Consider the following 19,283-nt stretch of genomic DNA (forward strand, 5'->3'; position numbering starts at 1 on the left):
ACATGCCTGCCTGAAATAATGAAATAATATCTGGTTGTGATTTTATATATCTACATGGCTTTCGTTTAAAATTACTTTACCTGCCCTGGTTTCAATTACAGCGCCTAAAGCTTCAATTACCGAGCTGTCGTATTTTTTGTCGGCCATGCTTTGTAAAATTTCAACTGCCTGCCGTGCGGTCTTGGCCTTGCGGTAGGAGCGTTTCTGAACAAGGGCACTGAAGGTGTTGGTCACTCCGAGAATTCTGGCCAGAGTGGAAATGCTCTTTCCCTCCAACTGGTTGGGATACCCTGTACCGTCTAGGGTCTCCTGCATCTGCCAGATTGTCTGGGTGATAGGCAGGTCGAATTCAACGCCTTCAAGTATTCTACAGGTATGCTCAATGTATCTTTGTGTTTCTTTAATTTCTTCCGGGGTCAGTTTCCCTTCTTTCTCCATGATTTCACGGGGGACAAAGGTTTTACCAACCTGTGAAAGAATTGCAGCCGCTTCAACTGTGGCACAGTCAGCGTCACTGAGGAGCAGGGTTTCGGCAATCTCAAGGGCCAGTTTACGCATGAGGGAAGTATGACCGTCTAGAAAAGGGACACTTTCCACCGCACGGATCAGTGCGTTAATGACTTGCTGACGTACTTCAATACCTCTTTCGGAGGCCATTTTTTCACTGGTAACATCGCGGTAAACCGTAAGGATTGAGTCTCCTTCCTCTTCAACAGAACAGGGAACGAAAGTCACCTGCAGGGTTGAAGTGCCGGCTCCTCTGGTCAGGGTTATTTCTTCACTGTAGGTGCTGTTGGACATACTGACCATCTCGTCTCCATGAGAGAGAGCTTCGGCCTCATTATGATCGAAAACCTGGTTATCAGTAAGGTTGAGGGCGTCGGTTTTATTCAGCCCGGTTAAATCCATGAAGGATTTGTTCACGTGTAAAAATGTTCCACTCTCACTCTTTTTGAGGCTTACCGGTTCCGGAAGGGAATTATTCACAATGCGCAGCAGTGCGAGTTCTTTCTGCAGGACCGGAAGTTTTTTTTCCAGCCTTGAACTTTTAAGGTGGTATTTTCGGGTGGAAGCGATAAAGCGGACAGTAAGAATGAAAAATATAATCCCGGCAAGGGCCAAGCTAGCGAAGATAATACTTTCCTGTTTGTATATTGTGAAAATCCGGTCTGCTACAGCCGTGTCGGTCTCTATCATGACCCACCAGTTGACCACAGGGATGAACTGCGCTGATGAGTATACTTTTTTGCTCATGGAAAGGTCGGTCCTGATCCCGAAAAGAACTTCGCTGACTCCGGCAAAAGAGACTTTCATAGCCTGAAGTTTAAGTGTTTCCGGGTAACTGAAGACCGTTTCTTCACTTGTGTCACCGTTTTGCTGAATAAGATGGATTGAGCTTTTGTACTTGAATGTGCGTTCTGATTCCAGAAAAGCACGCAGGATTGAAGTCATGGGAACTTCAAGCATGAGTATCAATGACGGCGGTTCGGATGTGCTGCTCGCGTAAGCGTCATATACCGGGATAAACAGATCGGTGACAAGGCCGGTACTTTCCATACGCAGGGGGGAAAACATGGGGGTCCGGCTATGAAGTGTTTGTTGAACGGATTCAGTATTGCCCTGTCCTGAAATTTCTTCCGGGCCGGCCGTAGCGGCAAATATTTTACCGTCCGGTTCAAAAAGGTAACCTGCGGCGAATCCGCATGCTTTTACAAAATTTCGCAGGTCTTCCTGTGCTTTGGTTACTTCTTCATTGTCATGTGAATTGAGTTTGTCCATGGCAATTCTGAAGATTCTGGATCGGGCAAGCTCTTTCCCGCGTGTTACAAAGCTGACCAGCTGGGCGGAGAGGAGTTCTGATTCGTTTTCAACAACCGCCTGCTGATATTCTTTGAGGTCGGCTTTCACTGATGCTTTTTTATTATTCCAGAGGTAGTTGAGTGTCTTGTAACCTCCTCCGAGGAGTGCGCCTATCAGCAGAATCAGCAACAGGTTTTTAATCGAGAATATCCGTTTCATGGTTTCGATATTTTTATTCGGCATTATGATTTCCTATTTATGGACTAGCGGGTGTTATGTTCCGAAAGGGCTCCGCGCATGCCCCGTGTGATCGGTGAGAGCAGGTATTCAAGGACGCTTTCCTTGCCGGATAGAATGTTAACTTCAACGATCATCCCTGGCAGGAATTCTTTTACCTTGCCGGCGTCTTCTTTAACCGTATTGAATATGACCCGGTAATACCATGAACGGGTCAGATCGTCGAAATAGGTCTTAGCCGAAATGTTGACGATCTTGGCTTTGAGCATGGTCTGGTCGGAAAATTCATATGATGAAGGCCGGATTTTGGCCATCATCCCGTTCCAGATTTTGGTACGGTCACTGGGCTTGACTTTGCCTTCAATGCGGATGGTCGCGTCAAGGGGGACGATTTCGGCCAAAGCTTCCCCGGAACGGACGATACCGCCGACGGTGTTTGCGCTCAGTTTGTAGATTGTTCCGTCAATGGGGGAGCGGATAACGCTGCGTATAATCTGTTCATTTGCGGCGTTGAGTTCTTCGCGCACTGATTTAAGTTCAGAGCTGACGAGGTTGATTTCCTCGCGGATGTCGCGGTAAAAATCAAGCTCTTCCTGATTGATGCGTTGTTGAAGTTCCCGTATTTCAAGGGAGTATTCATCTCTTTTGTTGTAGATTTCAGCAATTGCGGTGGTTATTTTTGCCAGTTCTGTTTTGCGCTGCAGCAACAACTGCCGGGAACCGATACCTTTTTTGACCATTGGTTCAAGCATGTCGTGCTGTTCTTTAAGCACCTTCTGTTCATCAAGCAGGTTTTTAACGTGCTTTTCGCTGGCGGAAAGGGCGGCCCTTGATTGTTGAATCTGCGTTTTGAGGATGTTTATTTTTTCATCCAGCGCATCTCCTCTGATGCGGGCGAACTGTATTTCGCTTTTTTCTTCCGGGGTGGATGCTTTTGCTGCAAATTCTTCTGTGTTCTTGGTGCTTTCCGCCATCAGACGATTGAGTTTGGCCTGCAACCGCTTCATTTTAATGAGTGATTTGTTGCGTTTCTCCGTGATGTGCGTGTTGGCGATAGCTACGATTTCCTGCCCTTTACGGACGGTATCGCCTTCCTCTACGAAGACTTTTTCAACCACACCACCCTCAAAGTGACCTACGATTTTATCAGTCAGGTTGGTTTCAACAACACCCTGTGCGCGTACGGTTTTCTCAATGTTGCTGGAGTGAGCCCAAAGTAGAAAAATAGTCATGAAGGCCAGGATCAGCAGCAGCACAATGCAGTTGCCGAGGCTTTTCTCCAGAGACCACAAGAGGTTGCTTTTCCAGTGTTTTCCCATGACTAACCCTGATTTGCCGGAGCCTGGCCGGAAAGTTTGCGTATGATCTGGTCACGTGGGCCATCAGCTACTATGCGGCTTTGATCAATAACCATAATCCGGTCCACAACTTCAAGAATCTGTGGTCTGTGGGTGACCACAAAAATGGATTTCTCAGCCATGGTTTCCTTGATCTGGTTGATGAGTATCCTTTCCTGCGTGGAATCCATGGAGCTGGTCGGCTCATCAAGCAGCAGCAGCGGCGGATCACTGATCAGGGCGCGGGCGACAGCTACAGCCTGCCGCTGTCCTCTGGAAAGGTTTTTGCCCCCTTCAAGAATGGGCATTTTCAATCCCAGCGGGTGTTTGGAAACAAATTTATCAATCCCAGAAATAGTCAGGGCCTGACGCAGTGATTTCTGGGTGGCTGTACGCGAGCCCATAAGCAGGTTCAGCTCAAGGGTTCCGTGAAAAAGAACCGGGGACTGCGGAACCACACCCACAAATTCGCGCACTTTTTCAATATTCAGGTGGGCCATGTTATGCCCATCCAGCATGACCAGTCCTTCACTGGGGTCAGCCAGTCCGGCCAGCAGTTTGAGCATGGTGGATTTACCGCTGCCCATGGGGCCTATGATTCCTACTTTTTCGCCGGCTTTTGTTTCAAAGGATATATTTTCAAGGGCGTATGCAGCTTCCGGATGGTAGCGGAAGGATACGCTGTCAAAGCGGACTCCGCCACCCAACTGCTGGATTTTAAACTGGCGTGTTTCGTTTGTTTCTTTTTCCAGCTTCAATATCTGGCGCAGATCTTTGTAGGACCGGCGTGCAAAAAGATAGGATGTTATTAAATTGGACATGCTGGCGGAAACTGCAATGCAGCGTCCGGAAAGAACCATGGTCGAAAGCAGGCCGCCGCTGCTCATGTGCCCGCTTTTGATCAGGAAGAAAGCCACAATCAGCAGACCTGCAGAATTCAACTGTCCCAGAAAACCTGTGGTCATGGAACAGCGGGATTGGGCTATGCGGTATCTTGAGGCCATTTCCCCCGATTTTTCAATCTCAGAAGCCCAGCGGGAAACAAAGAGTCTTGCGGCATTGGTGATTTTGATGGATTCAATGCCATTGAAAATTTCATTTAAAAATGAAGTCTTGCGTGATTGTAGTTTGCTTTGCGCAGATACGTTGGTGTCAATGAAAAATCCGTAGACAATAGCCACAATGAGCACCAGAAAAGATGTCACCGCCGGAACGGCGAAAAGCATTCCGCTGTTCAGATAAATTATTAACAGGAAAAAGAATAAAAAGAAAAAGTCGATGGAGCCGACCACCAACTGGGTAGTAAAAAGAGATTTGATGCGCGAAAATTCCTGCACTGCATGGGCCAGATGCCCCGCGGAGATGGGAAGCTTGGAGTAGGTTGTATCCAGAAAAAGTGAGAGCAGCTGTGGTTCGGCATCCTGCTCAACACGCAGAGCGGCTTTTTCCACAAGGGATGTGCGTACGTTTTTGAGAATATAATCAAAAGCCAGCACAATGATGGCACCGGTGATCAGTACCCGCAGAGAGTTTTCCGCAAGGTTGGGCAGGATGCGGTCATAAAATATGCCCATAAGCAGGGGGATTACCAGTGTAAAGCAATGGATCAGCACCGTGGCCAGAATTACCTGCGAATACATGGGCCACATTTTCCCGATCTGTCCAAGAAACCATGGCAGGCTTAAAAATGGAACCTTGTCTGTTTCAAAAATAGGTTTGAGTGAGCAGGACCAATCCTTGAACTCGGAAAATTCCGACTTTTTGTTGCGGATGATTTCCTGCTTGCCGTTCCAGAGGGTCAGTCTCCTGCCTACTTTTTCCTCCAGCAGAGCAAAACTGCCGTCATTGTATTGTACGATGAGCGGCAGCATGTCCTCTTCAATTCTGAAGGGCAGGGGCTTGATGGCTAATCCCAGTGCCATGTTGTCAGCCTGGAGGCGCAGGTATTCATTGACCGGGGATGAGCTGCCCAACTGCAGGGAACTTCCGGTTACAACAATACCGTATTTATCAGCTATTTTTTTCAGGCAGGAGGTGATTGACGCCCCTTTTTCATCTTCGCCGGGATTGAATAGGCCGATATTCTCCTGCGGCACGAAGTTCTTTTTCTCCGTCCCGTCCGTTGTCTCCTGACGTTTTTTTTGAGTATCGATAGTATCGTTTTTTACAGGGGCTTGTTTTTGATTTTTCAACGCCTGCCCACCTTTATTTCTTAACGGAAACATTCAGATCCGCGCCTTTACCTGCTTTGCTGTTTCCGATGGTGACCACAACCTGATTGGTTCCTGGAACACCATCGTTCAAGGCCCTGAATTTTATTTTATTTTTAGGTATATGCGCTTCAGTGTTCACAAACTTGATCAGTCCGTAAAGTCTTTTGAATGACACGGAGTTGGCCATACTGGAAGATACCCCTTCATGGTTGAGGGTAGCGGTCAGCGTCAGTCCTTTCTGCATGACGGCAGATTCGTTCTGCTTGACCCAGGCCAGAAGCTCTGACTGTGTTTTTTCTTCAAGGGTACTGGTCAGTTTGTTGTAAAGGATGATGACCCGGTGCCTGTTGTTAATTCCCTGAACAAGTTTGGTGACGAACGGCGGCGGGACGTATTCATCTTCAGTCTGTACTTTTTTCTCTTCAGCGCCGGAAGCCTCAAGGCGTTTGATTTTTTCGAGAGCGGCCTGAAGCTTCGCTGCCAGTTCGGGATCTCTGCTGGCATTCTGTTTTTGTTGTTCTTCTTTTAACTTCTCAAGTTCCAGATGGGCGGTCCATGCTGCGCTTTCAGCAAGGGCAACCCGTTTCTGGAGCATTTCTTTTTCGCGTTCAAATTCTTTGATGTCAAAGCGTTGCGGCGGAGGCGAGGTTACAAGGTCTTCTTTACCCAGAACAGCACTTTGCGTCATGGTTTCGGCTAGTTTGTCCACGGAAGAAGGTTTTTCCATAAAAGAAAGATCCTGCGCTGCAGCAACCTTGGTTTCCACCTGTTCGGTCGAAGTGGCTGCTCCGGGCTTAACTTCCTTCAGCGCTACAATATATGAGAGTGTACCTGTCACCAGCACCATGAGCAGGGTGAAAAAGACCATCATCATGAGTACGGTGGAGAGGGCATCAACAAAACCCGGCCACGGTGGGCCGTTATCAGCAGACATTTATATATTTTCCTCGTAAGGCTTTTTTATTAAAAATTAAGCTATATTGAACTCAATATGGTCCTGATGGACTTCGGTTTCTACAATCGTGTGCGTGTCGGAGGTGGTATCAGCCGTATTTCCTCCGTTTCCGTCTTTAGCACCGTTGAAGTCCTGTGCGCTATCGGCAGCGGAATTAAAAATTTCGTCGCCGACAGTGCCTGTATTCATGTCACTCAGGGTGAAACCAATGTCCTTGGTATTCAACTCGACGCTGGAGTCCGTATCATTATCAATTCCGGAAATATGCATTTCAAAATCTCCGGTTTGAAGAAGGCTGTTACTGAAATCAAGACTCCATGAACCGGTATCTTCGTCATGATGTACAGTTACACCATACTTTTCGCCACTTGCTATAGCTTGGTTGGTATTTGTATCAACGAGCGTAATCTCGTTTGTATGAGCATCAATTAATGCTGATACTGTTTCTGTTCCGCTATGTGTGGAATCAAATTCACCGGTGATAGTAACCTTAACATCGTCAATCGTTTTATCACCAACGTCAGCAGTATAGTGCAAGTCGCTTTTGTCAAGGTCAATGAATTTTGAGTCTGATTCGTTACCGGAAGAGTCTATGACTTTGACTTCTGCGTAGTCATAAATATCGTGTTTATCAGTAATACTTAGCCGGATGTCATCGCCCTCGACCAAATTCTGTGTTTGGGTAGTTGAGCTGTGTGCATCATTGTCATATGCGGTAAGTTCGGCATGGTATGCTCTAGCGGTTGATGCATCACCGTCGTCTCCATAATTATCCATCCCAACCTGAATAGTTGTCTCGCCCCACGCATTAGTCCCGTCTGCAACGTTGATGTTTTCAATTGACTGCATTGTGTGATTGTCAATCGTGATATGTGCTGATTTTTCAGCAGAGGTGTTTCCTGCTTCATCGGTTGCTGTTACTGTTACAGTATAATCTCCATTGGCCAGAGAGTGGTTGGGATCATTAATGTCAAATGAATAGCTACCTGCATGTTCACCGCTTTCTGTGACGTTGACGCTATGTATATAATCTCCTGCATCATGTTCGGTTGTCCCGTCAGCTCCGGGGTTGTGCGTATAGGTCCACACGAAATCATTATCAGGATCAGCGTCATCAGTGTTGCTGGTGATGGTAATTGTGTATCCTATATTGGCGTAATTCGTAGTTTCTTCGGTGAACGTCCCTGTGAAAGTATAGATTTCGCCGCTGGTGATGCCGTCGTTCGCATCAAAACCACGGTCTGAATCACTGTCGAGTACAACAGAGTCTACAGTAGTTGGTGCGGTATCAACAGTCATGGTCAGTTCGACATCACTGGTATCGGTGTGGTTTCCTACATCATCAATAAATTTAATAATGTATATCTGGGTGCCGTCATCTATGCTGTTTTTATCATCTTCTTCTAGAACCAGAGTTGCTGTGCCGTCGCTGACTTGAGCACTGCATTTCATGGTGTTAGTGGTCTTATCCCATAACTCAACACGCGCAGTGTCTGCAGCTGTATGCACTACCAGGTCTGTTTTGTTGTCGCTGGTGTGTATGCTTGCTGTGTTGTTAGTAAGATTAATCAACTCAGAGCCCGGGTCTTTCGTAGTTCCATAGTCAATCTGAGTTGCAGTGTCAGGTGGAGCTGTGTCCACATCCACTGTGTAGTCGGAAGTCTGGGCTGTGCCGGCTTCGTCAATTGTGACCAGCTTGTATTTAAGTTGATGCGCTCCGTCATCAATATGGACTGTTCCGTCTAAATCAGTAACAAGGGTATTGTCGGGATAGTCTGTTTCCTGAACAGTATAGGTCGTGTCGGAAGCCAGAACCCCGCCAGCTACTTTTACGTATTTGCCGGTATCTTCGTCATAGCAGTAAAGAATATATGCAGCTCCGGATTCTCCGCGGAGACTAAGTGTTGCGTCTGTTTCACTGGTATAAAAGATGTCGGGGGTGCTGTCCCCTCCATCATGGCCGACCGTGCCGTTGACAACTGTAATGTCCGCATCTGTAGAGAGGGAACTGTCGATTTTTATGGTCAGTTCAGAGCTCGACTCGTCGTTTCCGGCAGTATCTGTAGCGGTGACGGTTATGACGTGTTCTCCATCAGAAAGGGCGTTAGTTAATTGCAATGACCAGTGACCGTCTGCTCCTGCATTTGTAGTGTAAACGCCGGAAGTACCATCAATGGCTATGCTGATTAATGCCCCAGCTTCGGCTTCACCTTGCAGTATGGGGGTAGATTCGTTGGTTAATTTGTCAATCTTGAAGTCACCATCATCCGCCTTTTCTTTGAATTCAGTCGGCAGATCGTCATAAACGTCCGTATCGCCGCCATTGATTTTAAGTTCGTTGGCGGTAAATGATGTGTCACTGTCCGGGTGTAGCTCGACCGTCGGAACGGTAGTGCCGGTATCCAGTACAACGAGTTTGTCCGAAGTGAAGGATTCGGTATTATTGGCTTTGTCCGTTGAAGTTACGGTTATCTGGTACTGGCCGTCAGCAAGAGTGCCTCCAGTTGTGAGGGTTTTGATATCCTTGCTGTAACTTCCCCCCTCAGTGTCTTTGCTGTCAACAGTGTACTCTTTTACATCGGCGGAATCTGCAAAGTAGGTTTTGCCGTCGTCACCGGTATAAATGCTGTTGTTTGCTGTGAGGGCGGCGGCATCTTCAGCACTGATTGTAACGGTGGATTCTCCCTTGATATAGGTATAGGTATCCCCGTCAGCTGTCAGAGTATAAACCCGCGTTGCTGTGATGGTTACAGTTGATCCTTTTTCAACGTCACCGCTGATGGTCGGATCCTTGGTGACCCAGTCCGAGTTATCTGAGCCGCTGTCATGTTCAGTGCTAATGTTGATTGTAGGATCTGTGTCTATGTCGTTATCTATTTTAAGAGTGAAAGTTTCAGATTTCTTGCCTTCGCAGATGACGTAATATTCGATAGTTCCTTCTGCTTTCTGTTCAGTGGTAAGCGGGTAGCTCCAGTTACCTTCGGAATCGACATCAATTGTGATCGGAGCATCGTCTCCAGCGTATAATTGAACTTCACTGTATGCGATAGCCTTACCCTGCAGCAGCATCTGGTCTGAGTCGTTGTCGGGATCGCTGTCGTTATCGAGAATTTCCAGACTGGTATAAGTTATACCTTCGTATGTGCCACCCGTAATCTGAGAACTGTCCAGCCCGATGGTCGGTGCAGAAGCCACATCCTGTTCAATGTGGAATTCAACATAGTCTTTGCTTTCGTTACCGGCTTCATCCGTGCTGGTGATTGTTGCAGTGTAGTTACCGCCACGAATGTGTGTGAAGTTGCCGTCATCTCCATAGTGGTAACTCCAGTTTCCTGTTGCCGGGTCAATCGTGAAATCCTTACCTGCTTCCAGTGTCTTGGAATACGATTCATCATCATTATTGGTTATGACGATTTTAGTAGTAATTTCGCCGGTTGCATCTTTAGAAGCCGTTCCTGAAAGAGTAGGGGTCAGGTCTGTGGTGCTGTCATAGGTCTTATTATTCTCATCCGTATAACCATCTTCAACCAGAACCCCCTCATCAACTGTCAGTGCAATTGAGGGCTTTACCGGAGGCTCGCTATCATGGTGGAATTCAACAACCTGAGCGGAAAGGTTACCGGCCTCATCTTCGGCAACAAGGACTACCTTGTAGTTTGTGTCTTCCGGGTTGGAATCAAAGGAAGGATTGGCGGTCCATACGCCATCAGCGAAGCCGACAACGTTGTCATCAAGATCATCAAGATAGGTTGTGACAAAACCTTTCAGATTATCCGAATCGCTGAGGTCAGCGAAGTCATATCCGTCATCACCTTCTTTGAAAACCATCATGCGAACCTGACTTTTAGCTTCTGCGGAAATAGTGATTTCCGGGTTGTCAGCATTTGTCAGGTAGACTCCGTTGTCTGCAGAAAGTTCAGTGTCGCCGTTTTGTACTTTGCTTATTGCGGCAGCAGGGTCTGTTGTGTCAACGGTGATAGCGACTTCCACTGGAGTACTGGAGATTTGGGATGCGTCGTCCGTAGCCGTAAATTCAAAAACGTAGTGCCCGTCATCAAGGCCGCCGGTAATAGCATCAGTATTGATTGCCAGCGCGGAGATATCACTGTCTTCATTATAAATATTGGTTTGTATATCGCCTATTCTGTCACCGGAACTGTTTACTTCCCAATAACGCACGGTTACGTAAGCTCCGGCACTTTTGGTAACAGAGAATTCTCCTTGATTATCGGAGGTGATACCGTCATCTGTCGTGTCTTCTGCACTAAAGAAATAGGGGGTGGTATCATTAAGGAGTTGGGCAGAAGGTGGATCCAGATCAGGTGCAATTACCAGATCCGTGTCCATGTCAATCATCTGCGTGTTTCCGGCTACGTCAGTAACCGTGGCTACAACTTTATAGCTTCCGGCAGGAAGAGTAGAGGGAGTCACATCCCAGTCACCTGTGTGATCATCAGCGTAAATAGTTGCTTCATATGCAACACCACCATTGTCACTGGTAACATTCCCCTCGGAATCCAAGGTGGAAATCAAATGGCCGTCACCGTCCAATTTGAGAATTTTCAACTCAATTTTGGCTCCGGCTTCGGTTTTACCTTCCAGAGTGGGGTTGGTTACCGTGGTGATTGTATCGGTCTTGTCACCGGCGTTGTCATCATCATTAAGAAGGATGTCCCCGGTGGGATCTGTCGTGTCAATTACGAGTGACTCGGTAAACGGTTCGCTGGTATTGCCGGCTTTGTCAGTAACAGTGATTGAGACCGAGTTGGAAGTTCCTGGATCAGTGTTGAGAGTCGGCGGAGTGTCGGTCTCGCCATCGGGATTGGCAAGGTCGATAGTCGCTACTCCGGCATTAATTTCCGCAGTTGTCAGATTACGGGTGTAGGTAACCCCGTTCAGTACAACACTGATGGTGTCGGGGTCGGCTTCATTTATTGTAACATCAATTTTGAGCCCGGAATCAATTTTTGTGATCCAGTCATTGTTTTCAAGCCCGGTATCCATACTGTGGCCTTCTGCATCATTGGCCAGAACAGCAGTAATTTCCGGGGGGGTGCGGTCGATGTGGACATCGATTGTATCGTTTGCATCAGCAGGAACTGTGGTGATGTTTCCGGCTGCATCTTCGATTTCAATTGTGAAGGAATAATCCTTTGCGACAACATTGGCATTTACGTTGCTTTCATCACCCAGCTTAAAAGACCAGCTGTACTCACCGTCAGCATCGACAGTTACTGTTGCGATGCCGATTTTAGTGCCATTGTCATAAACGCGTACCACAGGGGAAGGAACATCAATATCAGTATCGATTAGATCGGTGAATGAACCGCTGAGGACCAGAGCCTTGGCGTTTGAATACTCACCGTCCGGGCAGGCGGCAGTGGTCGCCCCATCTTCAGACAAGACAGCTGTGACGGTTATGCCTGTTTGATCAACCGGGAGCGAATCATCAAGAACCATGGTGTAGACATCGGAAGTGTTAGTGTTACCGGCTTCGTCCGTGGCAACAGTAACGAACTTAAGTTCTGTGGCTTTGTCGTCGTAAGTGGCTGCATCAGCAGTAAAGGTAACCACATCTCCGTTTACTATATCACCGCCGGTTTCGATCTTAACACCATAGAGGCCATTGCCGAGATCGATTCTGCCTTCAGCGGCAGTATCAAAAACCTGATAGACTTCAAGTGTAGCATCGTCGTCTGCTGTTACTTTCAGGTTTATATTGTGGCTTTCTACTTTGGTGCCGTTATCGTCCTCAGTGACAAAATCAGTAATATTGTCACCCTTTGTGGATGTGTCTGTGGATGCATCCAGCACAATATCCGGTTTCCCGGTACCCTGATCCGAAGTAACGTTTATGACATCAGATTTGGAGATGTTCCCGGCGGCATCTTCCACGGTCACGTAGTAGGAGTACTGCTGACCGTCCACTACGCCGGTTCCGTTTTCACCGTCCTCAATATATGACCATTTAAAGTCATCGCCGGAGGCTTCCACTTTAAGCAGATCAGGATTCTGTGCGCTATTGGCAATTTCGTTTCCGTCCTTGTCATACAGAGTGACAATAACCTTTTCTTTGCCTTCGGTGATAATCCCGCTCAATGTAACATTATTACCTGTTACAGATGTAAATAAACCCTCGGCTGTTTCTTTGGTTTCAAGGGCACCTTCCACAAAAATAGTGGATTCTACAGGTGCATCGTTATCAATAGTGACATTCAGGTCGGCGTATTCAATGTTACCGGCAATATCGGTTATTTCGGCACGGATGGTAAGTGTCTGCTCTCCATCTTTACCGTATATGCTGGCATCAAAATTGTCATAGTGCCAATTGCCGTCTCCATCCGCTGAAATATTTCCGCCGGTGTCGATCAGGGTTTTGCTGTTATCCGCATTTATAATATAGAGCCGTACCTGACCGCCTGCACCTGCATTTGTCCCGGTAATTCTTATAAATCCCTTATCAATACCGTCAGTACCTTCTTCGGCGCCGTGGGTGTAGTGATCTGCATCTACATCCGCTCCTTCCCTACCAAGCAACTCTCTGCTGTCTCCGGAATCACTATTGGGATCAAGATCAATAGTCAGACCTGTGTTCTGGGCCGGTTCGACGGTACGGTCGATTGTCACGGGCAGGAAATAGCCGGGGTTTGTAGTATTGCCGGCCACATCCGTAGCTTCTACCCAGAAAGTGTAGGTATCATCATCCGGTATATCGTCATAATCAACAGTGTAGGTCCATACCTTGTTAACCGAATCATATTCCGCTGTACCCAGTTCGGTTTTATTGCCGTCTGTGTCGGTATGGTAGACAGTCACCTTGCGGACACTTTCATCGTTTAAGTTAATAGTCAGATCAATGTCTTCTTCATAAGTAACTCTGTCACCATCTTCAGCTAGGGAATGGGTTCCCTTGGAGTCGGATTCGATATCAAGGGCTATGGTTGCATTTGGATTAAAACTATCTTCCAGCTTAACATAAACGTTCTGGATCTGTCTGTCCGCGGTGAGATCATTGCCGGCAGCATCTGCACCGGTAATGGTGAAGGTATATTGACCATCAGAAAACTCCTTGCCCTCGGGAACACGGCAACTCCAATTGCCGTTGTCGTTCACAACGACGTTTTCAATTGTACCACTGTCACCATTGTCACTGCTATAGGTGATGGTAAGGATTGTGCCTTTTTCTCCGGTTCCTTCAAGCAGCGGGCGGGATTCGTTGGTATAGGTTTTCCCTGCATCCACGTCCTCAAAGCCATTTACGGATGGAGCTGTTGATTCCACTGTGGCATCGTCATTAATTGTAGGAGCACTGGTATCCACTTCCACTTTTAGTGTACTGGATTTTGAGGTCAGTTCTGTGCCGTCAAATGAAGATTCTGCCTGTATTGTATATATACCGCTGGTTCTGGTTATTTCACCGGAAAAGTTACCGTCCTCATCCGCAGTCAATGTGTCTTTCAGTTCTCCATTAACGAGCAGCTTAGCGGGTTCCCCGTCAACGAGAATTTTAACAGTCGCACCGGGGTCTGCTGTACCTTTTATTTCAAGGGTTGATTTGTTTGTTATGTTGTCTGTATTGCTTATCCCTGAGTCAGAGTCATCAGCAAGGTCTATAGTCGTATTGCCTATAGTTTCCTTAGTATCAGTTTTAGTATCATCTTGCGGATCAGGCTTTTGGAGATCGTCCTCCGGCTGGGGCTCAGGCTTATCTTCTTTTTCCTCTTCTTTTTTATCTTCCAGTTCTCTATCCTCTGCCTCCAATCTCTGTGAACCCTGAGAACTTACATCACTGGAAAGGCTGTCCTGCTCTGCGAATTTGTTGATATCATCAAACATGCGCTGCTGGCTTTTGAGGATGTCATCAGTGGGGTCGGTCATGAGCGCAGCCTGTGCGGTCTGGATGGGCTGAACCTTCTCCCCGGCGAGGTTTCCTTCTTCGGAGTTTCCTTCTTCGTCTGAAGGAGTGGATTCATCGGACACAGCTTCCCATTCAGGGGCTTCTTCATCCTGTTTGCCCATGTCCAGCATTCTAGAGCGGTTGAATACGTCTTGCGATTGCAATGAATTCCCGTCTGAAAAATTCATGTTGACCTGACCGTCAAGACTCATAATGTTGCCGACAAAAAGAAATGTCTGCTCTTCATGGGTCTGCTTATTGATCAGAATAAGGTCGGCGCCTTTAAGTACGTAATCGTAATCATCAGGGGAACCCTGAACATTATATACAGTCGATGGAGATACTTTCTGTGTGTCGGCCATAATTATTCACCTTTGGCAGAGTAGAGGGCATTGTCGGTTACAAAAGGGGTGTCTTCAATGGGCAGTCCCAGAACTTCCGGTAAACGTCCCTGCTCGAGAAAAATATTGAGTGCCGCCCGAATTCTGGCGTAGCGGGCGTTTACTTCACGAACTGCCGCACTTGTCTGGCCTTCCCTTGCGGTGATTAAGTCCAGCAGGGTGCGGATACCGAGATCGAATTCGCTCAAGTAAAGTCCCATGAGGTTGATACTTGCATCGTAGGCATCATGTGCCAGTTCGAATTCTTTTTTAGAAGATTTGTAGGCATTGAAAGCATCGGAAAGAATATTCTGAACCTCAAGTTCAGTAGCTTCCTTAGTTGCGACAAGACGTTTGAGAACAGCCTCTTCTTTTTTTATGCTTTCATCTGTAGCGTAGCCGTTAAAGAGGTTCCAGTTAACGGTGAGCTGTCCGTCCAGTGCGTTTTCATACCCGTCCACTTTTTTGAACTCACTTTTGGCCTGCAGGCGGTACCCGAAAGAGGGGTAGTAGCCAGACTCAATGGTTGAAACAGCCTTTTTCTGTGACTCGATTTCAGCATCGTAAGCCTTGAGGTTTACGTTGTTGGCCTTGGCGATCGCATAAGCTTCTTCAAGGGTATCGGATATGGCCATTTTGTCCATGGGAATATTTGTATCCACTTCATTGACCGGCTGCTTTATGATGTTCTCAAGCATGAGTCTGGCAGTTTTCAGCTGCTGCTGTTGCACTGTTACCTGAGATTCTGTTGAGCGCAGAGATACTTCCACTTTCCGTGCATCAGCTTTGGAGGAGATTCCCGCATTATAGCGTTCCCAAAAAGTTTTCAGCAGTTTCTGGTAAAAATTCAAGGTGTTATTGTAGACGTCAAGGGTCTCCTGTGCCTGCATCACGCTCAGGTAGGCATTGATGGTCAGGGCTGCGATGTCTTCCTGAGTTCTGGCAAGACGGTATTTTGCTCCTTCAGCCTTGAATTTGGCACTGTCCACACTGGCATCCAGACCGCCGAAATTGTACAGGGTCTGGGTCATTTCAACTGCGGATTGACCGTAACTGGTGCTGTCTGCATCTATGTTGTGTGAAGGCCCGGCCTGCGCCCTAAAGTCGATGCGCGGCAAATATACGCTGCGGGCCATGCCGTACTCAGCATTCTTTTCCAGCATGGAGTAGCGAGATGACGCAACCAGCGGATGACCGCCCACGGCAAGTTCACAAGCATGGTATAGAGTCAGGGCTGTACGGTTTGTATCAGGATTCTCTGTTTGCAGGGAAGAGCCTTTTTCTGCCGGGTCATCTATCTTGATGATTCCCGGCTTGAAGCTTTCAATATTTACTGCGCTTTTGTATGATTCGTCATTTTTTTCCAATCCCGAGAGGCCGACAGGTTCTGCGGTTTCAGCAGATACGTTTTCCACATCAGGCAGGGGAGTGCCCGATGTGGAATTTTCTGCGAAACAAATATTGCCTTGAAACGTAAGCAGCGCACATAGCGCGCAGACAGTTCCGAATTTTTTAATCATCTGCCCTGACATATATTCACCCGATTTATATTAACAGCCTGAATTAATTCTTAGGCTGTTTTCCATTCATAGAATTCATGGCCTCAATGCCCTTTTCCAAAGTAGTTACCATCTGGCGCGATTCTTTAATCAGTCTTCCTGTCAATTCATTGCCCAGACCGATTTCCTTGGTTGTTTCAAGAGACTGGTCCTGAACTGTATTGATGGCTTCTGCGGAACGCTGTTGGAGAAGTGTCAGCTTGAGTAAGAATTTGTTGGTATTCTCCAGAGATTCCAGCAGGGCCTCATTGTTCCTTTCCAACTGTGCGGAAATGGCAGACATCTGACTGCCGAGATCTTGATCCGCAGAAACAGTGCCCGCTGCACCGGATTTGCTGGAAGAATATTCGGTTTTTTCATTGAGCCAGTTTTCAAGACGCTGTTTGAGTTGGTCATGCATGCGGCTCAGCAGAATGGAGAGGACTCCGACAACACCACTGCCCGCAAGTCCGAACAGGGATGTTGAGAAAGCAGTACCCATTCCGGCCATGGGGTTTTTAAGCTCTACGATGAGCTGAATCATGACCTGCATAATTGAAGTGTCGCTGGAGTCGGTCAGTCCTCCTGCGAGGGTCGAAAGAATTTCCCCCATGGATTGCAGGGTCAGGGTCAAACCGAGAAAAGTACCCATAAGGCCAAGCAGAACGAGGAATCCACTAAGAAATGATATCAGTGATGAACGAGAAGAAAAACTTTGTTCAAGGCTTTCTATAATGGAACGGCTGTCACTGGACGATTTAACGATCAGGATGCCGTTTTCCTTTATGGAGCATCCAATGGAAATAAGAACATTACCGAGAAGTCCCTTGTTCAAGTCATCAAGTTCAAAGGAACTTTCTTCCGGATGTTCACACCAGCCTGTGAATTCAGCGAAAAGATGCATATCCCTGCGTACTGAGAAGATGTACCGAAAGGATATTATCAAACTACCGGCAAAGACCGCGAGGATGATTGAGTTTATTATTTCCGAAGTAGCAAAAAGGGTTTTCAGAAATGCAAAACTGATTACCACGCTGGAAATAACCACAAGAAGTACGAGTATCGATAAAGTTAAATATAATCTGTATTTATTGCTGTTGTAAACCATCTTGTTATTAAATTCCTTTGACTTTTATCTGAAAAAAATGCCTCTTTGACATTATTTTATATAAAAGAAATATTATTAAATGAAAAGTTCTAAAAAAAGTTTATAAAACAAATTTTATTTAAATTCATTACGATTAAAAGGCAATTTTTCGCTTATGCCACTTTAAAAATAATCATTAAACCGAACTTGGCATTTTGGTGTAGAACGAATTCTGGTGGATATAAACTATTTGAATTCGCTTTTCATGTCTCCTGAAATTTCTCCACAGACGGTGCCTTGATGGAGGGCGAAGGACATGTTTCGAACGGTAAAGATGTTCTTGCCATCGAGAGGGGGGGGGCTGGCTATATCCGCGCCGCAATCACAAATGTGGTATGGGGCCGCAACTGGTTTCTTCCTGCATGAGAATAACAGGAAAAAAGTCCATATCGCGCCATTAAGATTCGCAATTATTTGTTCCACAGACTCCCTCCCCGGATCAGTGAAGTGTCAGCTTTAGCTGAAATGCGTTAATTTTTGACGAAAGTGCGACTGTTTGCGTAATAATTATGCCAGCACAGGTGTGTATTTTTATAATATATCAAAATAAAAGTGAAGCATTTACTTAGGTGTTTTTAGGATTGCAATGCGCCGTTAAACATGCGTGTACGTATAATTTGAGTCGTAAAAAAATGAAGAATTATACATGGTAGAGATAATTCTTCATTTTGTGGTTATGGATCAATTACAGGCTTCTGCTATGCGTCGGCCCATCTTTATACTTGTTTCGAATCCATTTTCAGTGTTTTGCAGTATGTCTGGATCAATGCTGGCCATACCTTTTTCCAGAAGCATGATCACTGTAGAACCGCCGAATTTGAACCATCCTTTCTCCTGTCCTTTTTTTACATCACAGTCAGGGCTATACGATTGCTCAATGGAACCGACCATGGTTGCTCCAACTTCGCAGAGCAGGATATCTCCGGCAACCGGAGTTTTTAGGAGGCTGTATTCTCTTTTGTTTTCCCAGTATACGCTGAGTCTTTCTCTTACAGCGTAAGGAGAAACTGAAAAAAAGTCGCCGTTGATCAATGTGGATGCGGTAATATTACCGTCTGCAGGAAAATGGAAACGATGATAATCAGCAGGAGCAAGGCGAATTATCAGCAGAGTGCCGTATTCATACTTTTTGCTGAGCATGCAGTTCTGCAGGAAACTGTCGAGCGAGAACTGCTGTCCTTTTACAAAGAAGGAATCCAGTCCGGAGATGCCTTCAAAGGCCAGTATCTTACCGTCTGCCGGTGAAACAATTGCCTTAGGTTCAGGGTCGACCGGACGTGCTTCAGGTTTGAGTTCCCGGATGAAAAAATCGTTGAATGAGGTGTAGTCATCTATTGGGCGGGTCGCCTCATTCATATCAATATTTAAATCCTTTACGAAACCGGGAATTTTCCCTTTAGAGGACGGGGCATCCATTTTGTTGCCGTACCATTGGGAAATAATTTTTCTTTTAATCACTCCATGCAGGACTAACTTCCCCAGAGGATTATGGTATAGCCATTTCAGCCATCCCTCGCCCGGCACAATTTCCTTGCGCCGTTCTCCTGAGTCCCGGTCAATGTATTCTATGTAATCCATGTTTGCCTCTTGTTTGAGATGTTCACTTGTGGCGTGTGATAGCACTTGGCGGGTGGGGCGGCAAGAGGTTCGAGATGAAGGGGGAAGGTGAAGTGACGTCTCCAATATCTCTGGCATGGTAAATTGCAGGAGCAGGCTTTGTCATTACTATGTTTGAGAGCAGAAAAGGTGTGTCTGAAAAGGCAGATACAAGGTGGATAG

8 protein-coding genes are annotated in these 19,283 nt (G+C 46.6%); all 8 read right to left on the reverse strand.

Annotation, left to right across the window (positions count from 1 at the left end; translation table 11 throughout):
• Positions 1–42: 42 nt before the first annotated feature.
• The 8 genes from ACKU41_RS00820 to ACKU41_RS00855 all read right to left on the reverse strand — a co-directional run bounded on the left by ACKU41_RS00820 (position 43) and on the right by ACKU41_RS00855 (position 19,082).
• On the reverse strand, positions 43–2,043 hold the full coding sequence (locus ACKU41_RS00820) for an HD domain-containing phosphohydrolase (RefSeq protein WP_321403447.1): 2,001 nt from the start codon (positions 2,041–2,043) through the stop codon (positions 43–45).
• A gap of 20 nt (positions 2,044–2,063) precedes the next feature.
• Entirely contained in the window at positions 2,064–3,356 is a 1,293-nt protein-coding gene (locus ACKU41_RS00825; protein ID WP_319779497.1) for an HlyD family type I secretion periplasmic adaptor subunit, read from the reverse strand.
• Between the two features lie 2 nt (positions 3,357–3,358).
• The gene (locus ACKU41_RS00830; protein ID WP_321403450.1) at positions 3,359–5,566 is read right to left on the reverse strand and encodes an ATP-binding cassette domain-containing protein; all 2,208 of its coding nucleotides are present in this window, start codon (positions 5,564–5,566) and stop codon (positions 3,359–3,361) included.
• 13 nt (positions 5,567–5,579) lie between these two features.
• Positions 5,580–6,521, reverse strand: coding sequence for a hypothetical protein (locus tag ACKU41_RS00835; RefSeq protein ID WP_321403452.1), 942 nt, complete (start codon positions 6,519–6,521; stop codon positions 5,580–5,582).
• A 36-nt stretch (positions 6,522–6,557) separates the two neighbouring features.
• Positions 6,558–14,801, reverse strand: coding sequence for an Ig-like domain-containing protein (locus tag ACKU41_RS00840; protein WP_321403455.1), 8,244 nt, complete (start codon positions 14,799–14,801; stop codon positions 6,558–6,560).
• A 2-nt stretch (positions 14,802–14,803) separates the two neighbouring features.
• Entirely contained in the window at positions 14,804–16,351 is a 1,548-nt protein-coding gene (locus ACKU41_RS00845; protein WP_321403456.1) for a TolC family protein, read from the reverse strand.
• A 31-nt stretch (positions 16,352–16,382) separates the two neighbouring features.
• Entirely contained in the window at positions 16,383–17,465 is a 1,083-nt protein-coding gene (locus ACKU41_RS00850; RefSeq protein ID WP_321403457.1) for a hypothetical protein, read from the reverse strand.
• Positions 17,466–18,185: 720 nt separating this feature from the next.
• The gene (locus ACKU41_RS00855) at positions 18,186–19,082 is read right to left on the reverse strand and encodes a phosphatidylserine decarboxylase (RefSeq protein ID WP_321403459.1); all 897 of its coding nucleotides are present in this window, start codon (positions 19,080–19,082) and stop codon (positions 18,186–18,188) included.
• Positions 19,083–19,283: the final 201 nt, after the last annotated feature.

Origin of the sequence: Maridesulfovibrio sp., assembly GCF_963678865.1 — a bacterium.
GTDB lineage: Bacteria > Desulfobacterota > Desulfovibrionia > Desulfovibrionales > Desulfovibrionaceae > Maridesulfovibrio.